This window comes from Micromonospora orduensis, from assembly GCF_006228125.1.
Taxonomy (GTDB): domain Bacteria; phylum Actinomycetota; class Actinomycetes; order Mycobacteriales; family Micromonosporaceae; genus Micromonospora; species Micromonospora orduensis.
Genome location: NZ_VDFY01000180.1, coordinates 1 through 24,140, shown reverse-complemented (window position 1 = coordinate 24,140; position 24,140 = coordinate 1). Strand labels below are relative to the sequence as shown.

General features: G+C 70.8%; 29 protein-coding genes. 19 read left to right on the top strand and 10 right to left on the bottom strand.

Going from position 1 to position 24,140, the window contains the following annotated elements:
- The first annotated feature begins 227 nt into the window (after window positions 1-227).
- Together FHG89_RS19855 and FHG89_RS19850 are read left to right on the top strand one after the other, a co-directional pair.
- Complete coding sequence (locus FHG89_RS19855; protein WP_139585892.1) at window positions 228-539, top strand: transposase; 312 nt, start codon at window positions 228-230, stop codon at window positions 537-539.
- Complete coding sequence (locus FHG89_RS19850; protein ID WP_139585891.1) at window positions 536-1,462, top strand: IS3 family transposase; 927 nt, start codon at window positions 536-538, stop codon at window positions 1,460-1,462. The genes FHG89_RS19855 and FHG89_RS19850 overlap by 4 nt, the downstream gene beginning before the upstream one ends.
- Before the next feature lie 524 nt (window positions 1,463-1,986).
- On the opposite strand, the gene FHG89_RS33040 is transcribed toward FHG89_RS19850, so the two are convergent.
- From FHG89_RS33040 to FHG89_RS19835, 4 genes are all read right to left on the bottom strand, one after another.
- Complete coding sequence (locus FHG89_RS33040) at window positions 1,987-2,136, bottom strand: trypco2 family protein (RefSeq protein WP_167517474.1); 150 nt, start codon at window positions 2,134-2,136, stop codon at window positions 1,987-1,989.
- Window positions 2,137-2,998: 862 nt separating this feature from the next.
- The gene (locus tag FHG89_RS19845; RefSeq protein WP_139585890.1) at window positions 2,999-3,727 is read right to left on the bottom strand and encodes a hypothetical protein; all 729 of its coding nucleotides are present in this window, start codon (window positions 3,725-3,727) and stop codon (window positions 2,999-3,001) included.
- A gap of 259 nt (window positions 3,728-3,986) precedes the next feature.
- Window positions 3,987-5,048 carry a hypothetical protein gene (locus FHG89_RS19840; protein WP_139585889.1) on the bottom strand — a complete coding sequence of 354 codons (1,062 nt, stop codon included), beginning with the start codon at window positions 5,046-5,048 and terminating at the stop codon, window positions 3,987-3,989.
- Window positions 5,049-5,209: 161 nt separating this feature from the next.
- Complete coding sequence (locus tag FHG89_RS19835) at window positions 5,210-6,049, bottom strand: HNH endonuclease (RefSeq protein WP_167517473.1); 840 nt, start codon at window positions 6,047-6,049, stop codon at window positions 5,210-5,212.
- A 165-nt stretch (window positions 6,050-6,214) separates the two neighbouring features.
- On the opposite strand from FHG89_RS19835, the gene FHG89_RS19830 reads away from it, so the two are divergent.
- Window positions 6,215-7,645: a YopA family protein gene (locus FHG89_RS19830; RefSeq protein ID WP_139585887.1), complete on the top strand. Its 1,431-nt coding sequence runs from the start codon at window positions 6,215-6,217 to the stop codon at window positions 7,643-7,645.
- A 271-nt stretch (window positions 7,646-7,916) separates the two neighbouring features.
- The gene (locus FHG89_RS19825) at window positions 7,917-9,338 is read left to right on the top strand and encodes a HEPN domain-containing protein (protein ID WP_139585886.1); all 1,422 of its coding nucleotides are present in this window, start codon (window positions 7,917-7,919) and stop codon (window positions 9,336-9,338) included.
- A gap of 327 nt (window positions 9,339-9,665) precedes the next feature.
- Here the strand turns inward: FHG89_RS19825 and FHG89_RS19820 are convergent, their stop codons facing one another.
- The gene (locus FHG89_RS19820) at window positions 9,666-10,130 is read right to left on the bottom strand and encodes an HNH endonuclease (RefSeq protein WP_139585885.1); all 465 of its coding nucleotides are present in this window, start codon (window positions 10,128-10,130) and stop codon (window positions 9,666-9,668) included.
- 126 nt (window positions 10,131-10,256) lie between these two features.
- Between FHG89_RS19820 and FHG89_RS19815 the strand changes: the two genes are divergently transcribed.
- Window positions 10,257-10,613, top strand: coding sequence for a GNAT family N-acetyltransferase (locus FHG89_RS19815; protein ID WP_139585884.1), 357 nt, complete (start codon window positions 10,257-10,259; stop codon window positions 10,611-10,613).
- Here the strand turns inward: FHG89_RS19815 and FHG89_RS19810 are convergent.
- On the bottom strand, window positions 10,583-11,323 hold the full coding sequence (locus FHG89_RS19810) for an SDR family oxidoreductase (protein WP_139585883.1): 741 nt from the start codon (window positions 11,321-11,323) through the stop codon (window positions 10,583-10,585). The two genes, FHG89_RS19815 and FHG89_RS19810, sit on opposite strands and share 31 nt — an antisense overlap.
- A gap of 134 nt (window positions 11,324-11,457) precedes the next feature.
- On the opposite strand from FHG89_RS19810, the gene FHG89_RS19805 reads away from it, so the two are divergent.
- Window positions 11,458-11,943 carry an RrF2 family transcriptional regulator gene (locus tag FHG89_RS19805; RefSeq protein WP_139585882.1) on the top strand — a complete coding sequence of 162 codons (486 nt, stop codon included), beginning with the start codon at window positions 11,458-11,460 and terminating at the stop codon, window positions 11,941-11,943.
- A gap of 6 nt (window positions 11,944-11,949) precedes the next feature.
- On the opposite strand, the gene FHG89_RS19800 is transcribed toward FHG89_RS19805, so the two are convergent.
- On the bottom strand, window positions 11,950-13,494 hold the full coding sequence (locus tag FHG89_RS19800) for a glycosyltransferase family 39 protein (RefSeq protein WP_139585881.1): 1,545 nt from the start codon (window positions 13,492-13,494) through the stop codon (window positions 11,950-11,952).
- A 157-nt stretch (window positions 13,495-13,651) separates the two neighbouring features.
- On the opposite strand from FHG89_RS19800, the gene FHG89_RS19795 reads away from it, so the two are divergent.
- From FHG89_RS19795 to FHG89_RS19775, 5 genes are all read left to right on the top strand, one after another.
- Complete coding sequence (locus tag FHG89_RS19795) at window positions 13,652-14,164, top strand: SigE family RNA polymerase sigma factor (RefSeq protein WP_139585880.1); 513 nt, start codon at window positions 13,652-13,654, stop codon at window positions 14,162-14,164.
- Window positions 14,157-14,945 (top strand): DUF4232 domain-containing protein, encoded by a 789-nt coding sequence (locus FHG89_RS19790; protein ID WP_139585879.1) that lies wholly within the window; start codon window positions 14,157-14,159, stop codon window positions 14,943-14,945. The genes FHG89_RS19795 and FHG89_RS19790 overlap by 8 nt, the downstream gene beginning before the upstream one ends.
- Before the next feature lie 89 nt (window positions 14,946-15,034).
- Window positions 15,035-16,066 carry an aldo/keto reductase gene (locus FHG89_RS19785; RefSeq protein ID WP_139585878.1) on the top strand — a complete coding sequence of 344 codons (1,032 nt, stop codon included), beginning with the start codon at window positions 15,035-15,037 and terminating at the stop codon, window positions 16,064-16,066.
- Entirely contained in the window at window positions 16,063-16,569 is a 507-nt protein-coding gene (locus FHG89_RS19780) for a mycothiol transferase (RefSeq protein ID WP_139585877.1), read from the top strand. Before FHG89_RS19785 ends, FHG89_RS19780 begins: the two co-directional genes overlap by 4 nt.
- Before the next feature lie 24 nt (window positions 16,570-16,593).
- Window positions 16,594-17,163 carry a GNAT family N-acetyltransferase gene (locus FHG89_RS19775; protein WP_139585876.1) on the top strand — a complete coding sequence of 190 codons (570 nt, stop codon included), beginning with the start codon at window positions 16,594-16,596 and terminating at the stop codon, window positions 17,161-17,163.
- Here FHG89_RS19775 and FHG89_RS19770 read toward each other — a convergent pair.
- A complete protein-coding gene (locus FHG89_RS19770; RefSeq protein WP_139585875.1) occupies window positions 17,160-17,423 on the bottom strand; it encodes a flavin reductase in 264 nt (87 codons plus the stop codon). The genes FHG89_RS19775 and FHG89_RS19770 overlap by 4 nt on opposite strands.
- Window positions 17,424-17,620: 197 nt before the next feature.
- Between FHG89_RS19770 and FHG89_RS19765 the strand changes: the two genes are divergently transcribed.
- Complete coding sequence (locus FHG89_RS19765; RefSeq protein WP_139585874.1) at window positions 17,621-18,391, top strand: DUF5753 domain-containing protein; 771 nt, start codon at window positions 17,621-17,623, stop codon at window positions 18,389-18,391.
- Complete coding sequence (locus FHG89_RS19760; protein ID WP_139585873.1) at window positions 18,382-18,573, top strand: DUF397 domain-containing protein; 192 nt, start codon at window positions 18,382-18,384, stop codon at window positions 18,571-18,573. The genes FHG89_RS19765 and FHG89_RS19760 overlap by 10 nt, the downstream gene beginning before the upstream one ends.
- Before the next feature lie 64 nt (window positions 18,574-18,637).
- Here the strand turns inward: FHG89_RS19760 and FHG89_RS19755 are convergent, their stop codons facing one another.
- Complete coding sequence (locus FHG89_RS19755; RefSeq protein ID WP_139585872.1) at window positions 18,638-19,870, bottom strand: MFS transporter; 1,233 nt, start codon at window positions 19,868-19,870, stop codon at window positions 18,638-18,640.
- Between the two features lie 68 nt (window positions 19,871-19,938).
- On the opposite strand from FHG89_RS19755, the gene FHG89_RS19750 reads away from it, so the two are divergent.
- The 6 genes from FHG89_RS19750 (at window position 19,939) to FHG89_RS19725 (ending at window position 23,090) form a co-directional block, all read left to right on the top strand.
- A complete protein-coding gene (locus FHG89_RS19750; protein WP_208761026.1) occupies window positions 19,939-20,451 on the top strand; it encodes a MarR family winged helix-turn-helix transcriptional regulator in 513 nt (170 codons plus the stop codon).
- 55 nt (window positions 20,452-20,506) lie between these two features.
- Window positions 20,507-21,022, top strand: a complete 516-nt coding sequence (locus tag FHG89_RS19745; protein ID WP_139585871.1) for a DUF2087 domain-containing protein — start codon at window positions 20,507-20,509, stop codon at window positions 21,020-21,022.
- Between the two features lie 52 nt (window positions 21,023-21,074).
- A complete protein-coding gene (locus FHG89_RS19740; protein ID WP_139585870.1) occupies window positions 21,075-21,551 on the top strand; it encodes a MarR family winged helix-turn-helix transcriptional regulator in 477 nt (158 codons plus the stop codon).
- A gap of 76 nt (window positions 21,552-21,627) precedes the next feature.
- Window positions 21,628-22,038 carry a DUF6069 family protein gene (locus tag FHG89_RS19735; protein WP_139585869.1) on the top strand — a complete coding sequence of 137 codons (411 nt, stop codon included), beginning with the start codon at window positions 21,628-21,630 and terminating at the stop codon, window positions 22,036-22,038.
- A 44-nt stretch (window positions 22,039-22,082) separates the two neighbouring features.
- Window positions 22,083-22,595, top strand: coding sequence for a GNAT family N-acetyltransferase (locus FHG89_RS19730; RefSeq protein ID WP_244295638.1), 513 nt, complete (start codon window positions 22,083-22,085; stop codon window positions 22,593-22,595).
- Between the two features lie 69 nt (window positions 22,596-22,664).
- Complete coding sequence (locus FHG89_RS19725; RefSeq protein WP_139585868.1) at window positions 22,665-23,090, top strand: Hsp20/alpha crystallin family protein; 426 nt, start codon at window positions 22,665-22,667, stop codon at window positions 23,088-23,090.
- 30 nt (window positions 23,091-23,120) lie between these two features.
- Here FHG89_RS19725 and FHG89_RS19720 read toward each other — a convergent pair.
- A partial coding sequence (locus FHG89_RS19720) for a helix-turn-helix transcriptional regulator (protein ID WP_244295636.1) occupies window positions 23,121-24,140 on the bottom strand: 1,020 nt, incomplete at its 5' end.

Sequence of the window (24,140 nt, the reverse complement as noted above, 5' to 3'; positions counted from 1 at the left end):
CATAATGACAGTTCTTGTGCGTAATGAATGAGGATGGTGTCGAGACCGCGGAGAGCGGCTGTTCCCGCTCCAGCTGTGTTGACTGACACCGCGATGTCCCCGCTTCTGACATGGAACGTCAGTGGAAATGACACGGAGTGTCAGTAACCATTTGACATGGGGTGAGGTCCCCCCGGTTTCACGGAGTCTTCTGATCATGGTCTGATGGGCCATGGGGAGGAGTCTTTGTGGCAGCACCCAAGAAGTACCCCGATGAGCTGCGGCAACGTGCCGTTCGGCTGTATCGGGAGTCGGATCCGAAGCCGGTGATCAAGCGGCTGGCGGAGCAGCTGGGCGTGCATCCGGAGGCGTTGCGGAACTGGATCCGGCAGGACCAGGCCGACCGCGGTGAGCGCGAGGACCGGCCGACGACCGAGATGGCCGAGGAGAACCGAAGGCTGCGCAAGGAAGTCGCGGAGCTGCGGCGGGCGAACGAGATCCTGAAGGCGGCGAGCGCGTATTTCGCAGCGGAGCTCGACCCGACCCGGCGACGGTCATAAGGTTCATCGACGAACACCGTGACCAGTTCGCGGTCGCGCTCCTGCTACGGGTCCTGAACATCACCACCTCGACCTACTACGGCTGGCTGCACCAGGCCGCACAACCGTGCGACCGGGACCTGGTCGACCGAGGCTTGCTGAGCAACATCCACGAGGTCTGGGAGGCCTCGGGCCGCACCTACGGCGCTGACCGGGTCCACCAGCAGCTACGCCGCGACGGCATCCGCGTCGGCCGTAAGCGCGTGGAGCGATTGATGGCCGGCCAGGGTTGGCAGGGCGCGTTCCTGCGCCGGGGCTGGCGCGGCGGCTCCACCCGCCAGGACCCTCGCGCCACGCCGGCGCCGGACCTGGTGAACCGGCAGTTCACCGCGGCAGCGCCGAACCGGCTGTGGGTCGCTGACGCCACCCGCATCCCCACCGGTCAGGGCGTGTTCTGGGTCGCCGCCGTGCGGGACGCGTTCTCCAACCGGATCGTCGGCTGGAAAGCCGGCGAGCGCTGCAACACCGAACTCATCCTCGGCGCGCTGGAGTACGGCATCTGGTCCCGCGACGTACGTGACCAGGAGTTGATCCACCACAGCGACCGCTGGTCGAACTACACCTCGATCAAGTTCGCCGAACGCTTGTCAGACAACGGAATCCTGCCCTCGATGGGCTCCGTCGGCGACTCGTACGACAACGCGCTGATGGAGAACTTCTGGTCCACCCTGAAGATCGAACTCGTCTACCGGAACTCGTGGCGCACCCGCGACGAAGCCGAGAACGCGATCTTCGCCTACATCGACGGCTGGTACAACTCCCGCCGCATCCAGAAAGAACTTGGCTACCTCAGCCCCGACGAGTACGAAACCACCTGGCACACCCGGCAGAGCACCCACCCGCCGACAGCTATCGTTCAGCCTGAGCCAACCGGCGCCAGGTAACCACCACTCCGCGAAAGCGGGGGGGAGCTCAGCTCGACCGACTTGAGTAATTCGGTCGCAAGGTCACGGCAATCGTGTGTGGTCGGCCGACCGACGTCCAGCGGTGAGATGCCCCGACTGCCTGAGCTCGCGGAGCGCCCGGCGGGATCATGTACGTCGTGGTGGTCACGGTGACCATCCATTGCTGCCTCACAGGTCGGGGCGCGACCGACCTACGAGTTCCAGCCGGAGGGCGTTGGTTACCTCCTCGGTCAGCTCGCCCTCCGCGCCGACCGAGATCGTGCCCTGGTCGGTGACCCCGAAGACGAGTTCGACCGTCGCGGTCTCCAGGACGAGGGGGTCGTCGCCTCCGGCGCCGGCGGCGACCGCGGCCCGGACTGTGGTGATCGCCTCGACAAGGGCCTCCTCGACGGCGTTTTTGCGCCGCTCCTACCGGTTTTGCAGAGCCTCTGGAACGAGCGTGAGGTCGATCGTGTGGTTCCGCTGCCGGGATCGGCTGCCACCGACCTTCACCTTCCAGCCGATCACCGGGGCCCGGAGTCGAGGCCGCCGCCGAGCTTGGTGGTGACGACCACGTTCAGGGTCAGCTGGACCGAGCTGATCCGTAGGTCCCGTCCCGCGTCGGTGGTCGAGATACCGGCCTGCTTGACCGCGTCCTTGACCGCCGCGACCAAACTCTTCGACGGGCACGCTGTAGTCGATCACGTCCATGGTGGAGCCTTTCAGGCAGCGGTGGCGAACGGGTCGCCGTAGACGGTGAAGGCGAGCCATGTCGGGTCGAGCGGGTCCTCCTGCTGCTCGGTCCGTGCGGCCATCTACCGGAGGCCTCACTGCGTATCGATCACCGACACGCCCACGACCCTGATCAGGGCCAACCGCCAGGCTCCGCAATGAAACACGGCCTAGCGCCACCCGGCTGGCCGCCGTACTCGCCTTGTTGTTCGACTGGCGCCTCTCTCACATCGCGATGCTCGCCCACACGGCGTTGACGATCGACGACGACGGCCGGGTGAGCCTGCCCTTGTTCGGCACGCCGGTCCGGGTACGTGAACCTCTCGCAGGTCTCGCGCTCGGGGCCGCCGACGACGCCGCAGCACGCGGGTCGGCGTGGTTGTTCCCCAGCAGCCAGGGCAACCGACCGCTGTCACCGGACGGGCTTCGCGAACATGTCGCCGCGCTGGGGCTGCGCCGGGCACTTCTGGCCCGCAACGGCGCCGTCGGTGCCCTCGCCACCCACTGCCTCCGGCGCTGCCGGCCGACCAGCTCGGCCTGTAGCTCTCCACCGCGTCCGCCTGGTTCAAAGCGACCGGCACGCCCCGGGGCGGTGGCCGATAGCCGGTCCACGGGACGGCCCGCATCGGCGTCGATGGCGCACCTGTCTTTTAGCGATCATCGGGCTCGGCCGGCAGCGGATGGAATCGCGTGGAGCAGGCACCAGGACAGATGCACGGCCAACCATCGCGGGCAGGCCGAAGATCCATCCAAAGGAAGCTCAAGGATCGTTCGGCACTCTCTTGCTGGCGACGGCCAGACGGATTACGTATCGGGAACCCACCGCTGCCACCTGACGTGCACGTCAACAATCTGCGACTCCGCGGCGACCGTCCAGGACGGCTGCCCGCAGCCGTGCGACGCCATCCACCCGGCGCTGCCCTCGGCCGCCTCGGCGATCGGAATCAGATCCGGTGACGCGACCACCTGCACCCTGATCTGTTCCTCGCCGAGGGCCCGCCACCGCACGAAGAACTGCTGGTGAGCGCAGCCGTTCATCTTCGCCGGGAACCCGTCGACGACAACGGGCCCCTTACCGCCGAAGATCCGCACCGATGCGGACCCTTCGCTGTCGTACCGGTAGCCGGGGTAACTGACCGGCCAATCCGGCAGATCCTCAAGGCGACCGGTTCTAGTGACCACGTCCCCAGATCCCCACCGATTGTCTGCCGCCGCGGCCAGCGTGGCGGCAGGGGCTGCCCGGTGCCGATGCAGCCAGCCAAGACAGGATATGACGGCCAACAGCAGTCCGAGGGCGACAGCGGTGATACTGCTGATCTTGTCGGCCCGGTCGAGGCCCGCGTTGCTCAGCAGCCACGCGAACCCGGCAACGGCGACGAGCATCCCGCTGGCGGACGCTGGCAGGAGCCAACGCGGATGGTTGCCGGCCTGCGGCACGCTGTCGGGCACGAGATTCTCCTGCCGTATTTGTTTGGGGTGCGTGCGGCAGTGTATGACCGGATGCCGCACCGGGCCGGGCTGCCCGGCAGACACCGCTCTCACCTCGGTTTCCGACACAGGCTCTGGTCAGTCGGCGAGATCGAGCATTAGTTGGACGGCGCTGGGAGTCGCGCTCAGAACGGCCGAGCCGGGAGCGCGGTGTCGTGGATGACGGCGCACGGCTCTGACGATGCGGACCAACCGTTCGAGTGTCGACGCCACCGAACAAGATCACTTACCGTCATCGACATCCTCCTTCGGCCTGGCCAAGGGCCGACTCGGGCCATAGGCCAGCAGGTGTTCCGATGTGCGCTCAGGGTGAGGTTAGTCCGGCGAGGGCACGACAAAGAGCCTCGGTGTCGGCGATGGCATGACGGCAGAGCTCCTCGGTGATCGTCAGGCGCTGCCCTATCCGCGCTGCGCTGGCCGGTACCTTCGCCAGGTACCTCGCATCGACCAGCCCATCGTTGTGGGTAAAGACGTGCCGGGTCGCCCAGAACTGGATGAGCCGCTGCCATCTGTCCGGATCGACCTCGGTGCGCACGTCTCGGTAGCCGGCATCGACGAACAGTGCGGCGGTGTGGTCCAGCCGCTGAAAGATGCTGCCCTTGCCGTTGAGCCGCTGCTCAGCGTCGGCGACCGCGTCGCGGAACACCGCCGAGGCGAGCGCCTCTACGACCCCGACCAGGTTCTCCAGGGTGTCCACCCACAGCCGGGTGAAAACGCCTTGCTCGCGCAAGCTGGCCGCAGCCTCCGGTGGGAGCTGCGCCAAGCCGTCGAGGCGTGCGGTCTCGGCACCGAGCGCGTCCAGGGCAACTACCATCGCAGGGAGCCGTCCACACACCGGGCAAAACCGGTGTTCCCCGAACACCGCATACCGCAGCGAGCAGTCGGCGCAGGTACGGATTCGGACCAGTTTCTCCTCGTCGATGCTCGGCAGGGGCTCCGGGTAGAACGGCTTGCTCCGGTAACGGATTTCGATGCCGAACCCGGAACGGCGCGGCCGACGACGCGACGATCTGGGTCCGCTGAACGCCTTGTCGAGCGCCCGCCCCACCAGCTGGACCCCGAGATCCCCGACCGCGCGCATCGCCCGGTCGAGCTGTTGCTGGGTCATGAACTCGCTGTGGTCATCGTGGTGGCCGCAGTACACACACCACAGCTCGACGTCGTCGGGCAGCGCATCGTAACCATCACCATCGATGCGGAAGATCTGCCGGCAGCTCGGACACTGCCTACCGAAGAAGCCGTGCTCGTCGCTCGGAATGCTGACCCGCATCTCGAACGAGTCACCGTCGCGGCCGACGACGCTGGCACCCGGCGCCATCCGGAGCCCGTCGCTGCCGTCCCACAAACCGCCGGTCACGTTCCGCATAGCTGCCAATTGTGCAGCGTGTGTACGACACTTCCGCCACCGACTTCCCCTCGACAGCGTCACGCTCCGTGTGATGACGGGTGCTGTCAGACTCGACTGCTGTCGCCGACGGCTGGGCGGCGGCGCAGGGAAACGGAGGCTGCGACCATCACGACAGAATGCTACCGATTGACAGATATCACTTTTCCCTGCTGCGCTGCGCCGAGGTTGAGTCGGCGGTTCAGCCGGGGTATCGGTGCAGGAGCCTCCCTGCCAAGCGTCGATGACCAGGAGACGAAGACTCGGCCAGCGAGGAAGACGCCGTCGATCGGCCCAGTGGCCTTGTGCAGCACGGCTCTGACCACGGGCGGCGCAGCGAGTTCCACGGGCTGATAGTGCCGCAGGACGGTAAGCCCGAGGGCCAGGGCGCTCGGCGGCACGTCGTCCTTGCCGCCGGCGTCACGAGCCGCCAGAAGATCGCGGCGAACCTGTGCAACCCCTTCGTCCTCGAGCACCCCGAACTTCAGACACGCCCCCAGGTAGGCCTGCTTCAGCAGAGCAATCGAGTAGCGGTTGCGGTCCGGGCGAGATGCCTCAAGGTCCACGTCACCCGATGCCAGCATCGCTGCGATATCAGGATGGCTGGAGCCATCAATTACCAGGACGAACTCCCCTTCGGGTGTGCTCCGTATCAGGATGCGTCCGGACCTGCGCCGCCCTCTCACGCCACCGGAACGGAAGTACGGGATCGTGATGGCGTCCTCGAACCAGTCGACAAGATCGGCTTCGACGTAGCTTCCAAGGCGGTTGTTGCACGGTGCGCATGTCCGGGTCATCACCCGGCCGCCCAGCCGCTTCGGAGGTAGGTGCTCGTCCTCTGTCGCTGGGTCTCCGCAAATAGGACACTCGTCGAAGAAGCGCGGGTGTAGCGGTTCGATCAGCGTGATTTCTGCCGACTCTGCGGTGTCGGACGGCCGGATGGCCATATCGAGGCTTCGACCATCCGGAAGCAGCACGGACATCGACCTAGGCGCTGGTCTGCGCATGTGCGGGAGCCTACTCCCGAAGGGTGACAGACGTTCGCGACGCTGCGGCCCAGCGGGGCGGCATACTCTGTCGTCGGCCCGCTAGGGTGAGAGCGGCGGACGACAGGCGGGGGGCGCGACATTTCCGGGGAGTTCGACGACGTGTCGGATCCGCTGCTGGAGCCGGTCGTGCAGATGGACGACGTCAGCGGGCCCGTGACACTGGTGCGGGCGGCGGGGCGGCTGTCGTTGCGTGGACGGGCGGCGCTGAACGGCTGGTGCGAGTTGACAGGCCTGTGGGACGGCCGCGGCTTGCAGGGCACGTTCGTGGCTACGTGCGACGAGGACATCGCACGCGCTGTGGGCGCCGGGGATCTGGTTGCCGAGGCGGTGGAGGTAACTGACGGGGAGTTGGGCAGCGCCCGGTTCGCCATCGCCCCCGGCACCACGTTCGAGGTGCAGTCGACGTTGTGGGACGAGGAGCTGAAAGTCACGTTCCGTCCGGGGACGCCGGAGGTCCACTTCGCACAGCCCCGCGACTTCACCCGGCACGTGACGGCCCACCTGCTCAACGTGCCTCCGTACGCGGGGGCACCTACCAGGGTGCACACCGGCAGCGGGTTCATGCGGACCTTCCAGCGGCTCGACCTCACCGCCGGTCCGTGGCGTGTGTCCATCGATGGTCTGTGGGCTTGGGCGTTTGACCGCGCTGCCAACAGCGACAAGCCGGATGTGCGTGCGGCGGTTAAACCGTTTACTGATCTGCAGCGCGGCGGCGGTCATCTGATTACGCACACCCTGCGGCTGGAACGCGGCAACGGCGCCTCCTTCGGGCCGAAGCAGGCACGAAGCGTCCTCGATCGAATGGGGCTGGTGCTGTCCTTCGCCTTCGCCAATCCCGCCCGCCCTCTGTACACCTACGGCTTCGCCAGCCCGGGGCAGGTGTCGTGGGCGGTGCTGGACGTCGCGCCGCCCTTGTTCCCCGCCCGGGGAAAGGCGGGGGCGCGCGGCTGGTTGCCGCGGCGCGACGACGCCGGTGCGGGCAGCGCCGAAGCGCTCAGCGCCGGGCTGTCGCGGATGCTCGACCGTTGGCTGACCGACAGCGCGGCGCAGGACGCGACGGTCCTTCGGGAAAGCATCACAAGGGCCGTCGACTGGTACGTCGCGGCGGTGGGGGCGTTCGGCCGCAAGGAGTGCATCGTGCTCGCCCAGGCCAGCCTCGAAGTCCTGGCCATGTACTACCTGACGCAGCACCTGCGCCTGTCCGACCGGGGCCAAGAGGGTCTAACTGTCGCCGACCAATTGTCGGTTGTGCTCGCCAGCCTCCGCATTCCGTCGGACATCCCCACCGGCTGGAAGGAACTGGCGGGCAGGAAGTCCGATGGTCCGCGTAGCGGCCCCGAAGTCGTCACCGCGGCACGCAACGCCGCGGTCCATCCGCGGGGACGCGGCGCCCAGCCGCCGCCGTCGCAGGCGTCTGAGGAACAAACCCTCGCCCTGTGGTACATCGAGATGATCCTGCTACGGCTGCTGGACTACCAGGGCGTCTACTGGGACCGTCTGGAGCGGGCGAACCGGTCCCTAGGCGCCTAGGGCCGGGCTGCCAATCTTGGCGCCGGGGCGGTGGATACCGGGTCATGGTTCGCGGCCCGTGCAGGGATGGCCGCCTGACGGAGCGGGTGACAGCCCGCGCCCGCTTGGTCCTTGTCGTGCCAGCGGCCGACGGCGGCGGCAACTCCGCAGACCGCGCCGCCACGCTAAAGCACCCCGGCCAGCCCTGGTCCGGCGGCGCGTCGCGCTGGTCCGTCGCGTGCGGGCCATTCGGCAGCTGTCGCAACCCGAGCCGGTGGTAGACCATGTCGAGGTGACCGATGACTCAGCGCTGCCTCCCCTCAAGTCAGCTATCGCCGCGCTGATGAACCGCGCCCGGGATCATCGCGACGCGCTCGTCGGTCTCAGCGACGCCGAGTTCCTCGACCAAGTCGCCGGCTGGCCGGAGACTCACGCGGTCAACACGACAGCTGCCGCCGTTGCCCGTGCCCACGGCTACATGCATCATGAACGTGACGACGAGACCGACGACCTTTGGGGGCGGCGCCTTACCCGGCGCACACTCGACACCACCGGGGTCAGCGGCATGCTGCGCCAACCCGCGCTCCCTGACCGGTTCGCGGCCGACCTGGCCGGGTACCTTGCCGGCCCGGCAATCTCGTCAGAACTCCTGATCGTCATCGACGCCAGCCTGCCCGTGCACGAACCACACGAGGTAGCCGGCTGGCAGTTGGCCCAACCCACCTCAGCGGATCTCGACGCCGTTACGCCGCTGCCGTCGACCCGACCGTTCGCTAGCGACCCATGGGATCCGGCTCTGCGCAACGGAGGCTGCTGCATCCTGCGCCGCCGCACTGACGACCTTGTGGCGCGCAATCCGTCGGCATTTCCCCGCGAGCTGCTCCTGGACCTGTTTGAACCGGAACTCACCATCCCGGCGTGGGAGCCCCTGCTCCTGCTCAACCTCGCCCAACCGGAACGCGTCACCGTCGCCGCCGAATACGAGCTCGAACCCCGCCGCATGGTGGAACGGACGCGCGGCACTGGTCTCGATCTGCTTCCCACCGGGTACGACGGGAACGAGGAGTGGGAAGAGCCAGCGTGGGGACCATGCCGGCTCGACGACAACGAACTGGGCGACCTATTGGCGTTCACTGACGTCATGTCACCGCTGTTGACCCAGTGGCAGGCCTGGGAGGAGCAACCGAAGGCGGACCGGAAACGCGCGAAGTCCGCAAGCGAACGGCTACGCCGCAGCGCCTACCGATTCCTCGCGCTCGGTCCACGGCTTGGCGCCGATGGCGACGCCCTCTACGAACGCGACCGCGCCGAGATCGTCTTCTGGTATGTGTCCGCACTCGAAAACCTTCTGATTACGGACAGCAAAGATGGCGACTTCAGTCGAAAGGTGTCCCAGCGCATCGCGGTCCTGGTCGGGGCCGATGATGACGAACGTCTTGAGATCCGGCGCACCGTCGCACGTGCGTACGCGGTCCGGTCTACTGTCGCCCACGGTGACCTCCCGCCGGACACACACTTGCGGGCACTTCCCCACCAACTGCGCAGCTACCTGCGCCTCGCATTCAGGAACCTGATCATCCTCGGCCCGCTGTTCGATGTCGCCGCCGTCTGCGACGACGCGCTCATGTCCGCTGCCGTCCGTGAGCAGCACATCACCGGCCCCATCCAGAGGGTCGTTCGACAACTGAGCGACCAACCGCGGCGCCGCCCATGACAGATATAACGGCCGTGCGAGCACCGTCATCGGCGCGGGGCTGACCATTCGCACCTACACCAAGGCGAGAATCGGGGCTAACGGTCCCCAACCCACCACGTCGCAGGTCGCTGCTCTATGGGCTAGCCGCACTGGCCTAGCAGGCCCACCCTGGGCGACCCCAAAAATCAGAGTATTGACAAACCATGTCACTTTCACTGACACTTTCGCGTCATTCAACAAGCTGACGCGCTTCCGTATCAGTTGGCTGGGTGTGGGATGTCGTTCAGCGGTTCAGTCGAGGCCGGGAGCCCGGTGGCCGCGACAGCCGGACCTGGAGAGGTTGAATCAGCCCTGCCGCCCGTACGTGGCACGGGCTGCGGCGACCTCTGCGGCCTGACGCGCACGCCACCTCTTCTGCGCCTGGTTGTTGCACTCTCGACAGGTCTTGCGGAACCGGCCGCTCGTGGGGTCGATCTCCCGCTCGTGTCCGTTGCGGCAGCGCGGCTGCTGGGTGCGGTTGCGGCAGGTGTCGGCGTGACTCACCTGTCGCAGATGGGTGGGCTCGATGCAGTCGGGCACCCCGCAGAGGTGGTGCACATCCAGGTCGGGGTCGAAATTGCCGACGAAGACGACGTAGGCCGTGATGTGCGCCCAAGCCCGGCCGGCCACCTTCTGGTAGACGCCCCGCTGGCTGCCGTAGCCGCGCACGATCAGGCAGCCGTCGTCTCGACGAACCGAACGGTCGACGAGGTACGCACGAAGGGTCTCCTCAGTGAAATGCCGGGACAAGCCCTTCACCTGCGACAGCATCTCAACAGGTTAGGCCAGCGGCCCGACGAGCCCGATCAGACAGTGACAGCAGCGCGGCCACGCCGGGCTCGCGGAGAGCGGCATGCACGGCCGGGCTGCCGCCGGGTCGCGGATAGGATCGCCCAGGTGTTCCAGCCCACTTACCCGATCCGGACCGCGCGCCTGACCCTGCGTCCGGTCACTCTGGACGACCTCGACGATGTGTACGCGTACCAGAGTCGGCCCGGTGTGGTCCGCTGGATGCTCGGCGCCGAGCCGCGTACCCGTGAACAGTCGCGGGCGTCGGTGTACGCCATGGCCGCTGAGGACGCGTGGCGTGCCGAGGGTGACTGCCTGACGGTGGCGGTGGTCTCCGGCGTCCTGGCCGGTAAGTGGCGGTCCCCCGGGCCGCGCGGGGCTGAGGGTCGGACGCGCCCTGCGCAACCACAGGGGCGCGCAGGGCGGCAGGCGTGTCAGGCCCGGCGGTCGAGCCAGTCCCGGTAGGAGGTGGGGGCGATGGCGGCGTCGCCGACGGAGATGAGGACGTCGCCGGGCACGGCGGCGAACATGCCGGCGCTGTCGTCGGTGGTGACGGTGCGCTGGTCGCCGTTGGCGGCGAGGGTGATCCGTCCCAGCTCGTCGAGGGCGAAGACGTCGGGGCCGGCGACGTTGCGCACGCCCCGCAGGGGCGCGCCCAGGGTGACGTCGGCCACGGCCTGGGCCACGTCGGCGGCGGCCATCGGCTGCACGGGGGTGGCGGGCAGGCGGACGGTGTCCGCGTCGGCGGTCCAGGACAGGATCGCGTCGACGAACTCGAAGAACTGGGTGGCGCGGACGATCGAGTACGGGATGGGCCCGGCCTTGAGGATGTCCTCCTGGAGGACCTTGGCGCGGTAGTAGGCCAGGTCGGGCACCTGGTCGACGCCGACGATGGACAGGATCACCGCGTGGCCGACGCCCGCGTGTTCGGCGGCGGCGAGCAGGTTGTCCATGGTCGTCTGGAAGAAGGCGGGGGAGGCGTCGTCGAACGTCGGCGAGTTCGTCAGGTTGACCACGACGTCGGCGCCGGTGAGCGCGTCGGACAGGCCCCGCCCGGTGAGGAGGTCCACCCCGGTGGACGGCGAGAGCGGCACCGCCTCGTGTCCGGCGGCCCGCAGGATCGTGACGACCTGCGACCCGATGAGACCGGTACCGCCCAGTACGGCGATCTTCATGTCCAGCACCTTTTTTCGGTGTGCGGCCCTCCGTCCGGCTGCGTGGCACACGCGCCGTTACTCGGACCTTTCCTGTCCGGAACTATACTCGGACAATGCAAGTCCGAGTAACGGGGTGTGGCTAGGGTGAGGTCATGAAGATGTCCGGCGGGGTCGAGTGGGCGCTGCACTGCTGCGTCGTCCTCACGGCCAGCAGCACTCCCGTGCCGGCGGCCAAGCTCGCCGAACTGCACGACGTCTCCGGCAGTTACCTCGCCAAGCAGTTGCAGTCCCTCGCCCGCGCCGGCCTGATCCACTCGGTGCAGGGCAAATCGGGCGGCTACGTGCTGACCCGGGCGCCGGAGAGCATCACCCTGCTCGACGTGGTGCGGGCCGTCGACGGTCCCGGCCCGGCCTTCGTGTGCACCGAGATCCGTCAGCGGGGTCCGCTGGCCACCCCCGCCAGCGCCTGCACCGGGGCGTGCCCGGTCGCCCGCGCGATGTGGGCGGCCGAGGACGCGTGGCGTCAGGCGCTCGCCGCCGTCACGATCGCCGACCTGGCCCGCGACGTCGACGTCGACTCCGGCCCCGAGGCACTGGTCAGCGTCAGCGCCTGGCTCACCGGCGACCGGGACGCCTGAGCGCGGTCAGCCGGTGTGGCGTACCTCGGTGTCCCAGATCTGCGCCCACGGACGCCGCAGCCCCCGGCACACGAAGATCGGGCCGCCGTTCTCGTCGTTGTCCACCTCGACCCGCTGGTCCACCCGCCCGGCGGTCGCGCACGCGTCGAACCAGGCGGTCAGCGGGTCGGCACGGTCCCACCCGACGGCGATGACGACGTCCGCCCCGGCCGGCGGTCGACCGAAGTCGACCATGCTGTTGTGCCCCGAGTAGGCGCGGGGAAGACCACGGGGCGGACCGTAACGGGCCACCGCGCCGGCCTCGCCGTAGTTGCCGGTGAGGATGACCGCCCGTGAGCGTTCGTCGGGCGGTAGGCCACGATGGACGGCGGCCAGCGAGTCCGCGAACGCGGGCCAGCCGATCGTCTCACCGGCGTCGTAGTTGACCTCGACCACGAAGCCGGGCAGGCGGTCGGCCGGCAGCACCGGCAGCAGCAGCACGACGGTGGGCAGCAGGAACGGCACCGCGCCCAGCACGAGCAGCCCGCGCCGTAGCCGCACGGACCCGCGCGCCGCCCACGCGGTGGTGACCACCGCGCCGGCCGCGGTGAGGGCCAGCAGCAGAGGGGCGTCGTAGTAGCCCTTGCCGCCGGCGACAAGCACGACGCCGACCACGACCAACCAGGACCAGCCAATCGCCCGGTACGCCCGCCATCGCGGCCGTCGCAGCAACGCGACGAGGCCGGCGATCCAGATCGGTACGGCGTACGGGCTGATGATCACGAGCTGGAGGGTGAACGCGTCGAGGCGGCCGCTGTAGGAGCTGTCACCGCCGGAGATGGAGGCGGCCACGCCCAGCTGCGGGAAGCCGTGCGTGGCCTGCCAGATCAGGTTGGGCGCGGCCAGCAGCAGGGCGATCGCGGCGGCGGCGAGCACCCACCGGTCGCGCAGCAGTCGACGTGGCCCAGCGATGAGCACTCCGGCGACCAGGCCCACGCCCAGCAGCGCCGGCAGCAGCTTGCTGAGCATGCCCACGCCGAGCGCCAGCCCGATGCCGAGCGCCCAGCGGCTGTCACCGGTGCGCAGCAGCCGTACCGCGCACCACACGGCGACCAGCCAGAGCAGCAGGTCGACGGTGGTGGTGCTGAGCAGGTGCCCGCCGGCGAGCACGATGCCGGACAGCGCGGCGAGCACCGCCGCGAACGTCTGCGCGCCCCGGCCGGCGCCCAACTCGCGGGCGATCGCGGCGACCACCAGGACCGCGCCGCCGGCCAGCGCCGCCGACGGGGTACGCAGCACCACCAGGTTGCCCGGCGCGATCGTGTCGAGCAGCCGGGCCAGCGCCGGCACCAGGGGACCCTGGTCGACGTACCCCCAGGCCAGGTGGCGGCCGGCGAGCAGGAAGTACAGCTCGTCGCGGTGGTAGCCGTAGCGGCCGGCGAGCAGCAGCAGGGTCACGCTGGTCGCGGCGGCCGCCACCCACGGACCGAGCGCGTACGGGCCGGGTGTCCCGGGCTCGGCCGTCACGACCGGCCGATGGGGACGGTCGACGTGGACGGCGGGTTCGCTCACCCGCTCATCATCGCCCCCCGGATCGCCCCGCGGCTGCCCCTGTGCGGTGTCGCCGTCCGGACATGACGAGAATCCGGTTCGGCGGAACCTCGGCCGCGGCCGGGGCGTGAGTGCGGTGAACATGGACGGGGACGCCGGGAGGGCGGGGGCGAAGGGGATGTTGCATGCCGACGAATTCGATGAGTTCTACACCAGCACGTATCGCCGACTGGTCGGTCAGCTGTACGCGATGCTGGGAGACCTGAGCGAGGCGGAGGACGCGGTACAGGAGGCGTACTGCCGGGCGTGGCAGCGACGGTCGAAGCTGAACGAGTACGACAATCCCGAGGCGTGGGTCCGTACGGTCGCCTACCGCATCGCGGTGAGCAGTTGGCGCCGGACGAGGAACCGCCTCGCCGCCCACCGGCGGCACGGTCCGGATCAGCCGGTCGAGTCGGTCGACTCCGGAGACCTGGACCTGATCGGCGCCCTCGCGGGCCTGCCGTACGAGCAGCGGCGGGTGCTGGTGCTGCACCACCTCGTCGGTCTGCCACTGGCCGACATCTGCCGGGAGACCGGATCGCCACTGGGGACTGTGAAGTCCCGGCTGGCTCGCGGCCGGCAGGCGCTGGCCCAGCACGTCGCGGAGTTCACGGACACCCGTCACGGAAGGATCTCGGAAGATGTCTGACCCGCACGGGACGCCCGCGTTCGACCGGAGGTTGGCCGAGCTGGCCCGATCGGCGGCGGCTGTGGCGCGCCCGGAGTCTCCGGCGGCCGTGCGACTACGGGCCGGACGCCGTACGGTGCGCCGTCGGATCGGCACCGGGGCCCTGGCGGTGGCGGTGCTGGGCGCCGTCGTGGCGGGCGGGGTGCTGCGTCCGTCCTTCCGCGACGACGTACCGCCGGCGGTGACGCCCTCGCCGGTGACCCCGCCGAGCAGCACGCCGACGCCCACCATGGAAGCGCCCTCGGTGACCGCCTCGCCACCGTCGCCGGCCGGGACCGTCGGCGCCCGGCCGCCGGACCCGACGCCGGGCCGGTGCACGACGGCCAACCTGACGGTGACGCTCGGCTCGCCGGACGCCGCGAGCGGACACCGCAGCGTGGCTGTGGTGTTCCGCAACAGCGGCAGCACCAGCTGCCGGCTGACCGGCTACCCGGGCGTCGACGCCCTGGGCGGTGACGGCAGGACGCTTGCGCACGCCGAGCGCACACCGCGCGGTTACCTGGGCGGTGCGGCGCGGGGGGCGCGCCCTCCGACCGTGACGCTCCGCCCGGGTGGTGTCGCGTCGGCGCTGGTGGAGGCGCAGGGCTTCCGCGCCGACGGGGGCCCGTGCACGGCGTACGTGCGTCTGCTGGTCACGCCGCCGGACGACGTCCGGTCGGTACGGCTCGGATGGGACACCGACAGTTGCGGTGAACTGGAGGTGCACCCCGTCGTTCCGGGGGTCACGGGCCGCTCGGGCTGAGGGTGTCGGCGGTGCGTCGTCCACCGCCGCGTGCGGGTGCTCGGACCAGGTGCGAAGATCGCCTTTGTCACTCGGACCGGAAGGACGACATGCGCTATCGCACTCTGGGCGCCACCGGCACGGTGGTGTCGACCCTGTGTCTGGGCACGATGACCTTCGGCGCGGAGACCGACGAGGCGGCCAGCTTCGCCCAGCTGGACCGCTTCGTCGACACCGGCGGCACCTTCATCGACACCGCCGACGTCTACTCCGCGGGTGTCTCCGAGGAGATCGTCGGCCGGTGGCTGCGGTCGCGGCCGGAGCTGCGGGACCGCCTCGTCATCGCCACGAAGGGGCGGTTCCCGATGGGCCCCGGCGCGAACGACGCCGGTCTGTGCCGGGTGCACCTCACCCGCGCCCTGGACGCCAGCCTGCGGCGGCTCGGCGTCGAGGCCGTCGACCTGTACCAGGCGCACGCCTGGGATCCGCTGACCCCGCTGCCGGAGACGCTGCGGTTCTTCGATGACGCCGTACGCGCCGGCAAGATCCGCTACGCGGGGGTCAGCAACTTCACCGGCTGGCAGTTGCAGAAGGCGGCCCTGCTCACCCAGCACCTCAACCTCAGCCCGATCGTGACCCTGCAACCGCAGTACAACCTGCTGGCCCGGGAGATCGAGTTCGAGCTGGTGCCGGTCTGCGAGAACGAGGGCATCGGCATCCTGCCGTGGTCACCGCTGGGTGGCGGCTGGCTGACCGGCAAGTACCAGCGCGACAGCACGCCCACCGGCGCGACCCGGCTCGGTGAGAACCCGCAGCGCGGCGTGGAGGCGTACGCCGGTCGCAACGCCGACGAGCGCACCTGGCGGGTGCTCGACGCGGTTCGCCAGGTCGCCGGGGAACACGGCGCGTCCATGTCGGCCGTGGCGCTGGCCTGGTTGGCGGCCCGACCGGCGGTCACCTCGGTGATCCTCGGCGCACGGACCACCGAGCAGCTCGACGACAACCTGACCGCCGCCGACCTGGTCCTCGACGCCGAGCAGATGCGACTGCTGGACGAGGCGAGCGCCCCACCGGTGGGCGACTACCCGTACGGCGACGCGGGCGTGCGCCAGCGTGCCCGTAACCTGCCGGCCGCGCCGTGATCCCCTTTCCCGAGCCCACCGCCCCGGCCGGCAGCCGCACCGAGGTCTTCCTCGGCTACCTGGACTACTTCCGCGAGTCGGTGGTGGCCAAGGTGTCGGTGCTGGACGAGGCCGAGCTGCGGCGCAGCCGGCTGCCGTCCGGGTGGACGCCGTTGGAGTTGCTCACGCACCTGCGCCATGTCGAGCTGCGCTGGATCGAGTGGGGTTTCCAGGGCCGGGACGTCGCCGAACCGTGGGGTGACCGCCGCGAGGACCGCTGGTACGTCGCCCCGGAGGTGACCCGCGCGGAGCTGGTGGCGGCGCTGCGGGCGCAGGGCGCGCACACCACGGCGGTGGTGACGGCGCACGACCTGGCGGAGATCGGCGCGCCGGGCCCGCGGTGGGACGGCGCCGACCCGGCGTCGCTGGAGCGGGTGCTGTTCCACCTGGTCCAGGAGTACGCCCGCCACCTCGGTCACCTCGACGTCGTCGCCGAACTGGCCGGGGGGTCGACCGGCGAGTGACGCCGAGCCGGCGACAATGGGCCGATGCCGCTGCTCGTCGCACCCGCCCTGCCCGCCGGGAGCCTCGCCGCCCAGGAACAACCCCACCTCCCGGTACGCCCCGGGCTGACGCTGCGGCCGTGGCGCGACGACGACGCCCCACTCGTGCGGGCGGCGTTCGACTGCCCGGCGATCCAGCGGTGGCACGTTCGCAGGCTGGACGACGACGCCGAGGCGCGGGCCTGGACGGCACAGTGGGCGGCCCGCTGGAGCGCCGAGACCGCCGCGAGCTGGGCGATCGTCGAGGGCGACGACCGGCCGGTCGGTCAGGTGGGGTTGCGGCAGGTGTCACTCGCCGAGGCGTCGGCGGACGTGTCGTACTGGGTGCTGCCCGCCGCGCGTGGCGCGGGCGTCGCCACCGAGGCCCTGCTCGCACTGACCCGGTGGAGCTTCGCGGCGGGGCTGCACCGGCTGGCCCTGGAGCACTCGACCGCCAACGCGGCGTCGTGCCGGGTGGCCACGAGGGCCGGCTTCGCCGTGGAAGGTGTGGCCCGCGAGTCGGTGCGCCACGCCGACGGCTGGCACGACATGCACCTGCACGCCCGCCTGGCTTAGCGGGCTTGCGCCCAGCCGACGAAACGCGGGGTCAGGTCGGGCAGCGCCACGCCGGGGTTGAGCGCGGTGAGGTCGGCTTCGGCCTCCTGCTGCACCGTCGCCAGGTGACTCAACAGGCCGGGACGATCCTCGCGGTACTCGCCGAGCAGGCGCAGCTTCGCGGTCGAACATGGCCAGAGGATGCCGCAGACCGGGCAGCGCCACGACGGGCGCAACGGGGAGTGCGTCAACTTCCTGGCCTTTCCTTCGGTGTGTGGCACGGGTCCTCCTCCTGGGTCGGCTGCTGGAAGCGGGGCCGCTTCTGGTCGCGGAAGCGGCCCCGCCACGAACGCGTCCGCCGGGTTCGGGTCCCTGCCGGCCGCGCCGTCGATACCCCACTTTGTCGGGAGTCTCTGGACAACCACACAGCGTTACGTAATCTCCTTGGCGCAGCCCATTTGCCCCAGGGAAGGACGGCATGAACCACGGGTTTGTCGCAGCGCTCGCCGAAGCGGGTCACACCGCCGAGAGCCTCGCCGATCGGATCGGTGTGCACCCGAAGACCGTCGCCCGGTGGGCGAACCCGGGCCACGTTCCCCAGAGCCGGCACCGCGCGACCGTCGCGGAGCTGCTGGCCCGCGACGCCGACGCGCTGTGGCCGGACGCATTCCGGCGCCGCGAACCGGTGTGGTTCCGACCCTGGGTCGACCTCGAACGCGAGGCGCTGACGCTGCGGTCGTTCGAGTTGACGTGGGTGCCGGGTCTACTCCAGACCGAGGCGTACGCGCGGGCGACCCTGGCCGGCGGTGTGCTGACGCCGGACGCGGTCGACGAGTTCGCCGGGGCGCGGATCAGCCGGCAGTCGATTCTCGACCGCGAGGGCGACGGGCCGCTGCTGATCGCCGTGCTGGACGAGGGAGTGCTGCGCCGTCGCGTCGGCGATGACCGCGCGTTGATGGCGGCGCAGCTCACGCACCTGCTCGGGTACGTCGAGACGGACACCGTCCAGCTCCAGATCGTCCCGGCGGACGCGCCCAGCTACCCCGGGCTCGACGGGCCGTTCACCATCGCCGACCTGCCGGACGGCTCGCGGGTCGCGCACGTCGACAGCGCCGCACAGGCGCAGATCCTCGACCAGACATCGGAGCTTGTTAGCCTGGAGCGGCGGTGGGAGCGCATTCGCGGCGAGGCGCTGCCCCGGGGGCGTTCCCTGGACCTTCTCAGAGAAGCGGCGGCATCATGGACCTGACCGACGCGCGGTGGCGCAAGAGCACGAAGAGCGGCGGCAACGGCGGCAACTGCGTCGAGGTCGCCGACAACCTCCCGGGCGTGGTCCTCGTCCGCGACACGAAGGATCGCGACGGCGCGACGCTCACGTTCAGCCCGCAGTCGTGGGGCAGCTTCGTCGCTATGGCGCGCGACGCCGGCTGACCGTCCACATCGCACGGGGGCTCCCGGCGGGCCGGGGGCCCCGCGCGCGGCCGGCCCGATCTGATCAGCGGACACCGGCGGGCTCGACCGGTTGCGGTTGCGGGGTCACCGGCCAGGTGAGCCGGCGTACGCCGGGCACGAGCGCGGTGCCGGCGCAGGAGGCGAGGACCAGCAGGCCGGCGACCGCCAGCGGGACGGGCGCGCCGAACGCGTCGGCGGCCAGCGGCGCCAGCGCGTAGCCCACCGGCATGGCGGCCAGCGACACCAGCCAGTCGTACGAGGTGACCCGGGCCAGGACCTCCGGCGGGAACTGGTGCTGCACGACGGTTTCCCAGACCGGGTTGAGGTAACCGAGGGCGGTCAGCGCGACGGCGTAGGAGACGATCACCGCGGCGGCGGGTGCGGCGACGGCGAGCAGGAACAGCGGCGCGGCATAGCAGGCGAGCCCGAGGTTGGCCATCAGCACCGGCCGGCGCAGCCGGACGCGCCCGGCCAGCAGCGAACCGGCGAGCATGCCGATCGCGCCGGCCTGCAACAGCAGCACCCAGGTCGCCTCACCGCCGAGGCGGTTGATGGCGACGGCCGGCCCGAGGGTGGTCAGGACGGCGGCGGCGCCGTTCCAGACGCCGTGCCCGAGCAGGCTGGTCCAGAACCAGTCGCGGGCGCGTACCTCGCCGAAGCCGTGCCGCAGGTCGGCGAGGACCGAACGGCGGGGCACCGGCACGTGGCGGACCCGTACCAGGACGAGCAGGGCGGCGCTGAGCGCGAACGACGCGCCGTCGATGACGAACGCCCAGCCTGGTCCGGCGGCCCAGATCAGCGCGCCGGCCAATGCCGGGCCGAGCAGCCGGCTGGAGTTGGCGGTCACACCCATCAGCGCGTTGGCCTGTTGCCGCTGGGCCGGTTCGACGGTGCCGGCGACCAGTGGGGACGCGGTCGGTATGGCGAACGCCGACGCGACGCCGCCGATCGCGGACGCCACCACGACGGTGCTCATCGACGGGTCGCCGCCGAGCAGCTGCGTGCCGACGGCGAGTTGGGTCGCGCAGCGGACCAGGTCAGCCAGGACCGCGACGCGACGGGCGTCGAACCGGTCGGCGACGACGCCGCCCAGCGGCAGCAGGAGCAGCCGGGGGACCATCGCCGCGGCGAGGACGAGGGCCAGCGCTCCGGTCGAGCCGGTGGCGCGCAGAACGGCCAGCGCCAGGGCGGCGGGCACCACGGCGTCGCCGAGCGCGGAGACGGTCCGGCCCAGGAACAGCAGCCGGAAGGATCGCGTACGCAGGGGGTGAGCCATACCGGCAACCTACTTCGACGCCGAACCTTTTAGCAATGAATATTTCGGCACTGAGGTAAGCTGGGGCCGTGACCACTCCGGATGCCGTCGACCGGCACATCGAACGCTGGCTCCCCGTGGTGCCCGACCTCGACGCGGACATCGAGGGCGCGGTCGTCCGGATGATCTGGGTGACCCGGCACCTGCGGGTGGTCAAGGAACGCGTCCTGGCCGACCTCGACCTGCCCGCCCACGAGTACGACACCCTGCACGCGCTGGCCGGCCGGGGTGGCCGCGCGGCCCCCTCGGAACTCGCGGCGGACCTCGCGGTGGCGCCCGCCTCGATCACCGCGCGCGTCGACACCCTGCTCCGGCGGGAGTTCGTGCGCCGGACTCCGTCCACGACCGACCGTCGCCGGGTGGACGTGGCGCTCACCGACGCCGGGCGGGCGGCCTGGCGGGCGGCCATGGAGGTCCAGGGCGACGAGGAGCACCGGTTGCTCGGTGCGCTCACCCCGAACGAACGACGACACCTCTCCGACCTGCTGCGTCGGGTGCTGCTGGTCGCCGAACGACCGGCTGACGCGCCGACGGCCGACTGAGGGGCGACCGAAATGGCCTGGCGGCCCGCGTACCCCCTTTGAGAGGGTGGCCGGCGTGACTGCGGATGCTGTGGCCGGGGCGCTGGCCGACGACGGACGGCGGCGGATCTTCGCGGCGATCGTGCTCGGCGCGACAAGCGCGACCCAGGTCGCGCAGCGGACCGGCCTGGCGGCGCGGGTGGTGCTCACCGGGCTCCGCCGGCTCACCGACGCGGGTCTCGTCACCGGCGCGGACGGCGCGCTCGCGGCCGACGAGGCGTCGTTGCGGGAGGCCGCACGCGAACGTCGCCCGGCAGACGACGCCGAACCCGACGGCGACCCGGTGCTGCGGACCTTCCTGCGTGCCGGCGCCCTCGTGGGTCTGCCCGCGCAGCGCGGCCGGCGGCGGGTGCTGCTGGCGCACATCGCCGAGCTGTCGTTCGAGGCGGGCACCGCGTACCCCGAGCGCGCCGTCGACGAGGCGCTCAAGCCGTGGTGCGCGGCGGGCGGGTCGGACCACGTCACGCTGCGCCGCTACCTGATCGACGAGCGGTTGCTGACCCGCGAACACGGCATCTACCAGCGGCCCTGATCGTCCGCCGCGCGAACCGTCCCGTCGCGGAGCATGTTGCTAGCCTCCGTGCATGACCTCGTGTACGCCCGCCGACGGCCCACCCGACCTGCTGTTCCTGCTCTCCTGGGCGAGCCACGCGTTGCAGGCCGACCACGCGGCGGGTCTGGCCGAGCTGGGCATCTCGCCGCGGGCGCACTACGTGCTGGCGCAGGCCGCCACCGGCGAGCTGACCCAGCGGGAGATCGGCGAGCGGTGCGGGGTGGACAAGACCACCATGGTCGTCACGCTCGACCAGCTGGAGCGGGCCGGGCTGGCCGAACGCCGCCCCGCCCCGACGGACCGGCGCGCCCGCCTGGTCGCGGTGACACCGGCGGGGGAGCAGGTCCTGCGACGGGCGCGGCAGGTGGTCCAGCACATCCAGGACGACCTGCTGACCACCCTGCCCGAGCAGGACCGGGAGGCCTTCCTGCGTGCCCTTCTGGCGCTGGTGAACGGACCCCTCGCCCACACCTCCCCGTACGCGCCGGGTGCCCGCTCCGGCTGTTGATCCGGCAACAGATAGTCCCGTACAAGACTATCTGTTACGGTCTTCCTCGTTCGAATCCCCTGAACGAGGAGCCGTCATGGGCGCTACCACCGTCCCGGCCCGCACCACCTCACCGCTGCGCCGTCGCGTCCTGGGCGTCGTCGTGGCCGTCGTGGCCTGCCTGGCCATCTGGTCGATCGGCGCGCTCGCCGGCGTCGACTACACGGTCGAGAGTCCGGGTCGGCCCGCCACGGTCATCGGGGCGGGTGCGATCGTCGTGGTCGCCCTGGGCGCCTCCCTGCTCGGCTGGGCGACGCTGGCCCTGCTGGAGCGGTTCGCCCCACGGATCGCCCGTCCACTCTGGATCTCGCTCGCCGTCGTGGTGACGGTGCTGTCCTTCTTCCCCCTGGCGGGCGTCGAGGCCGACGGCGGCGCCAAGGTGGCCCTCGGCGCGACGCACCTCGCCGTGGCGGTCGCGCTGATCGCACTGCTGCCCCGCCGCCGGTGACCGCGACCGGGGAAAACGGTTGACCGGGCAGTGATGATCATCAGGTGACCACCGTTCGGCCCGCCTGGGTGACCGCGACCATCCGACCCGACCATCCCGACGCGGCGCTGCTGCTTCGCGAGTACATGACCGAGATGGTGGTGCGGTACCACCGGCGCCCGGCCCGTCCCGGCGAGGTCGACGATGCGCTGGCCGAGATGCCGAGCGACGACCTGACCCCGCCGGGCGGGCTGCTGGTGGTCGCCCACCACGGGACCGACCTGGCCGGCTGTGCCGGGCTGCGCTGGCAGTCCGGCTGGGCCGAGCTGAAGCGGGTGTTCGTCCGGCCCGCGCACCGGGGCGCCGGTGGGGGCGCCGCGCTGCTGGCCGCTGTCGAGCGGCGGGCACGGGCGGCCGGGGTGCACAGGATCCGGCTCGACACCCGCCACGACCTGGTCGAGGCCCGCGCCCTGTACGCCCGGCACGGCTACGTCGAGATCCCCGCGTACTCGCACGGCCCGTACGCCGAGCACTGGTACGAGAAGCAGTTGACGTACGCCCGGGAAGGCGCTAAATAAAGAAGAGGAAGTTGAGTCGCCCCGGCTCAACTCAACACCTTCGGCCAGGAGAACCGAGGAGGCATGACCATGTTGATGCGTACCGACCCGTTCCGCGAGATCGACCGGCTCGCCGAGCAGTTCTTCGGTACGGCAGCTCGTCCCGCGATGATGCACCTGGACGCCTACCGCGACGGCGACTACTTCTACGCCGCGTTCGACCTGCCCGGCGTCGACCCGGACACCATCGACTGCACCGTCGAGCGCAACGTGCTCACCGTCCGCGCCGAGCGGCGCCGCCCCTCCGGCGACGGCGTCGAACTGGTCGCCGCCGAGCGCCCGATGGGCACCTTCACCCGGCAACTGTTCCTGGGCGACACCCTGGACACCGACAAGCTGGAGGCGGGCTACGAGCACGGGGTGCTGACGCTGCGCATCCCGGTGGCCGAGCGCGCCAAGCCCCGCCGCGTGACCATCACCGCCAACGGCGACGCACGCCGGCAGATCAACGCCTGAGCACAGCACGGGCCGCGGCGGCCGGCGCCTCTACCCGGAGGTACCGGCCGCCGGCTGCTGTGGGCGTACCCCCTCGGGCCGTGGGTAGAGCGCGGCGAGCGCGTGGGCGGTGTCGGCGACCCGGTCGCGCAGCTCGGCCGGAGCGAGCACCTCGACCTGCGCGCCGAGCTTGAGCATCTCGACGCAACCGTGCCGGACGGACTCGATCGGGACCGTCGTGGTGACCCAGCCGTCCGCGTCCGGCGTGCCGGCGTGGTCGTGCGCCGCGCGGCTCATCGCCGGCGGGAACAGGTACACCGTCTGCGCCAACGCCGAAACGGTCATCCGCACCCGAGCCTCGGCGCGGTACACGCCGCGCTCGTACCGCGCGGCGTGCTCCTGCCAGCACTCCGCCAGGTCGAATTCGGCCGGCCGGTCCGCGGGCTCGTCCAGCACGGCCAGCTCCAGGATCGCGCCCACCCGGTAGGTGCGGACCTGCCCGGACGCGGCGGCGACCAGATACCAGCGGCCGGCCTTGAGCACCACACCCAACGGGTCGAGGGTCCGGGTCACCTCCCGGGGCGTCTGCCACCGCCGGTACCGGACCCGGATCCGCAGGTCCTCCCACACGGCGGCGGCCAGCACGGCCAGATGCGGGGTGGGCTCGGGCTCACGGAACCAGGTCGGCGCGTCCAGGTGGAACCGCTGCCGGATCCGCGCGCCCCGGTCGGCGAGATCCGACGGCAGCGCCGCGCGCAACTTCAGCTCCGCCGTGGCCAGCACCGAACCCAGCCCCAGCTCGGCGGCGGGACCGGGTACGCCGGACAGGAACAGCGCCTCGGCCTCGCCGGCCGTCAGCCCGGTCAGCCTCGTCCGGTAGCCGTCCAGCAGCCGGTAGCCGCCGGCGGGGCCGCGCTCGGCGTACACCGGCACCCCGGTGGCGCCCAGCGACTCCACGTCGCGGTACACCGTACGCACCGACACTTCGAGGGCCTCGGCCAGCTCGGCGGCGGTCATCCGCCCCCTGGTCTGTAGGAGCAGCAGCAGGGACACCAGCCGGCTGGCACGCAC

Coding starts and splice junctions, on each gene's coding strand:
- FHG89_RS19840 (WP_139585889.1), bottom strand. CDS start 5,048: ATGCGGAACGTGACCGGCGGTTTGTGGGACGGCAGCGACGGGCTCCGG.
- FHG89_RS19835 (WP_167517473.1), bottom strand. CDS start 6,049: ATGTCCGTGCTGCTTCCGGATGGTCGAAGCCTCGATATGGCCATCCGG.
- FHG89_RS19820 (WP_139585885.1), bottom strand. CDS start 10,130: ATGCTGTCGCAGGTGAAGGGCTTGTCCCGGCATTTCACTGAGGAGACC.
- FHG89_RS19810 (WP_139585883.1), bottom strand. CDS start 11,323: ATGAAGATCGCCGTACTGGGCGGTACCGGTCTCATCGGGTCGCAGGTC.
- FHG89_RS19805 (WP_139585882.1), top strand. CDS start 11,458: ATGAAGATGTCCGGCGGGGTCGAGTGGGCGCTGCACTGCTGCGTCGTC.
- FHG89_RS19795 (WP_139585880.1), top strand. CDS start 13,652: ATGTTGCATGCCGACGAATTCGATGAGTTCTACACCAGCACGTATCGC.
- FHG89_RS19790 (WP_139585879.1), top strand. CDS start 14,157: ATGTCTGACCCGCACGGGACGCCCGCGTTCGACCGGAGGTTGGCCGAG.
- FHG89_RS19785 (WP_139585878.1), top strand. CDS start 15,035: ATGCGCTATCGCACTCTGGGCGCCACCGGCACGGTGGTGTCGACCCTG.
- FHG89_RS19775 (WP_139585876.1), top strand. CDS start 16,594: ATGCCGCTGCTCGTCGCACCCGCCCTGCCCGCCGGGAGCCTCGCCGCC.
- FHG89_RS19765 (WP_139585874.1), top strand. CDS start 17,621: ATGAACCACGGGTTTGTCGCAGCGCTCGCCGAAGCGGGTCACACCGCC.
- FHG89_RS19760 (WP_139585873.1), top strand. CDS start 18,382: ATGGACCTGACCGACGCGCGGTGGCGCAAGAGCACGAAGAGCGGCGGC.
- FHG89_RS19755 (WP_139585872.1), bottom strand. CDS start 19,870: ATGGCTCACCCCCTGCGTACGCGATCCTTCCGGCTGCTGTTCCTGGGC.
- FHG89_RS19740 (WP_139585870.1), top strand. CDS start 21,075: ATGACCTCGTGTACGCCCGCCGACGGCCCACCCGACCTGCTGTTCCTG.
- FHG89_RS19735 (WP_139585869.1), top strand. CDS start 21,628: ATGGGCGCTACCACCGTCCCGGCCCGCACCACCTCACCGCTGCGCCGT.
- FHG89_RS19725 (WP_139585868.1), top strand. CDS start 22,665: ATGTTGATGCGTACCGACCCGTTCCGCGAGATCGACCGGCTCGCCGAG.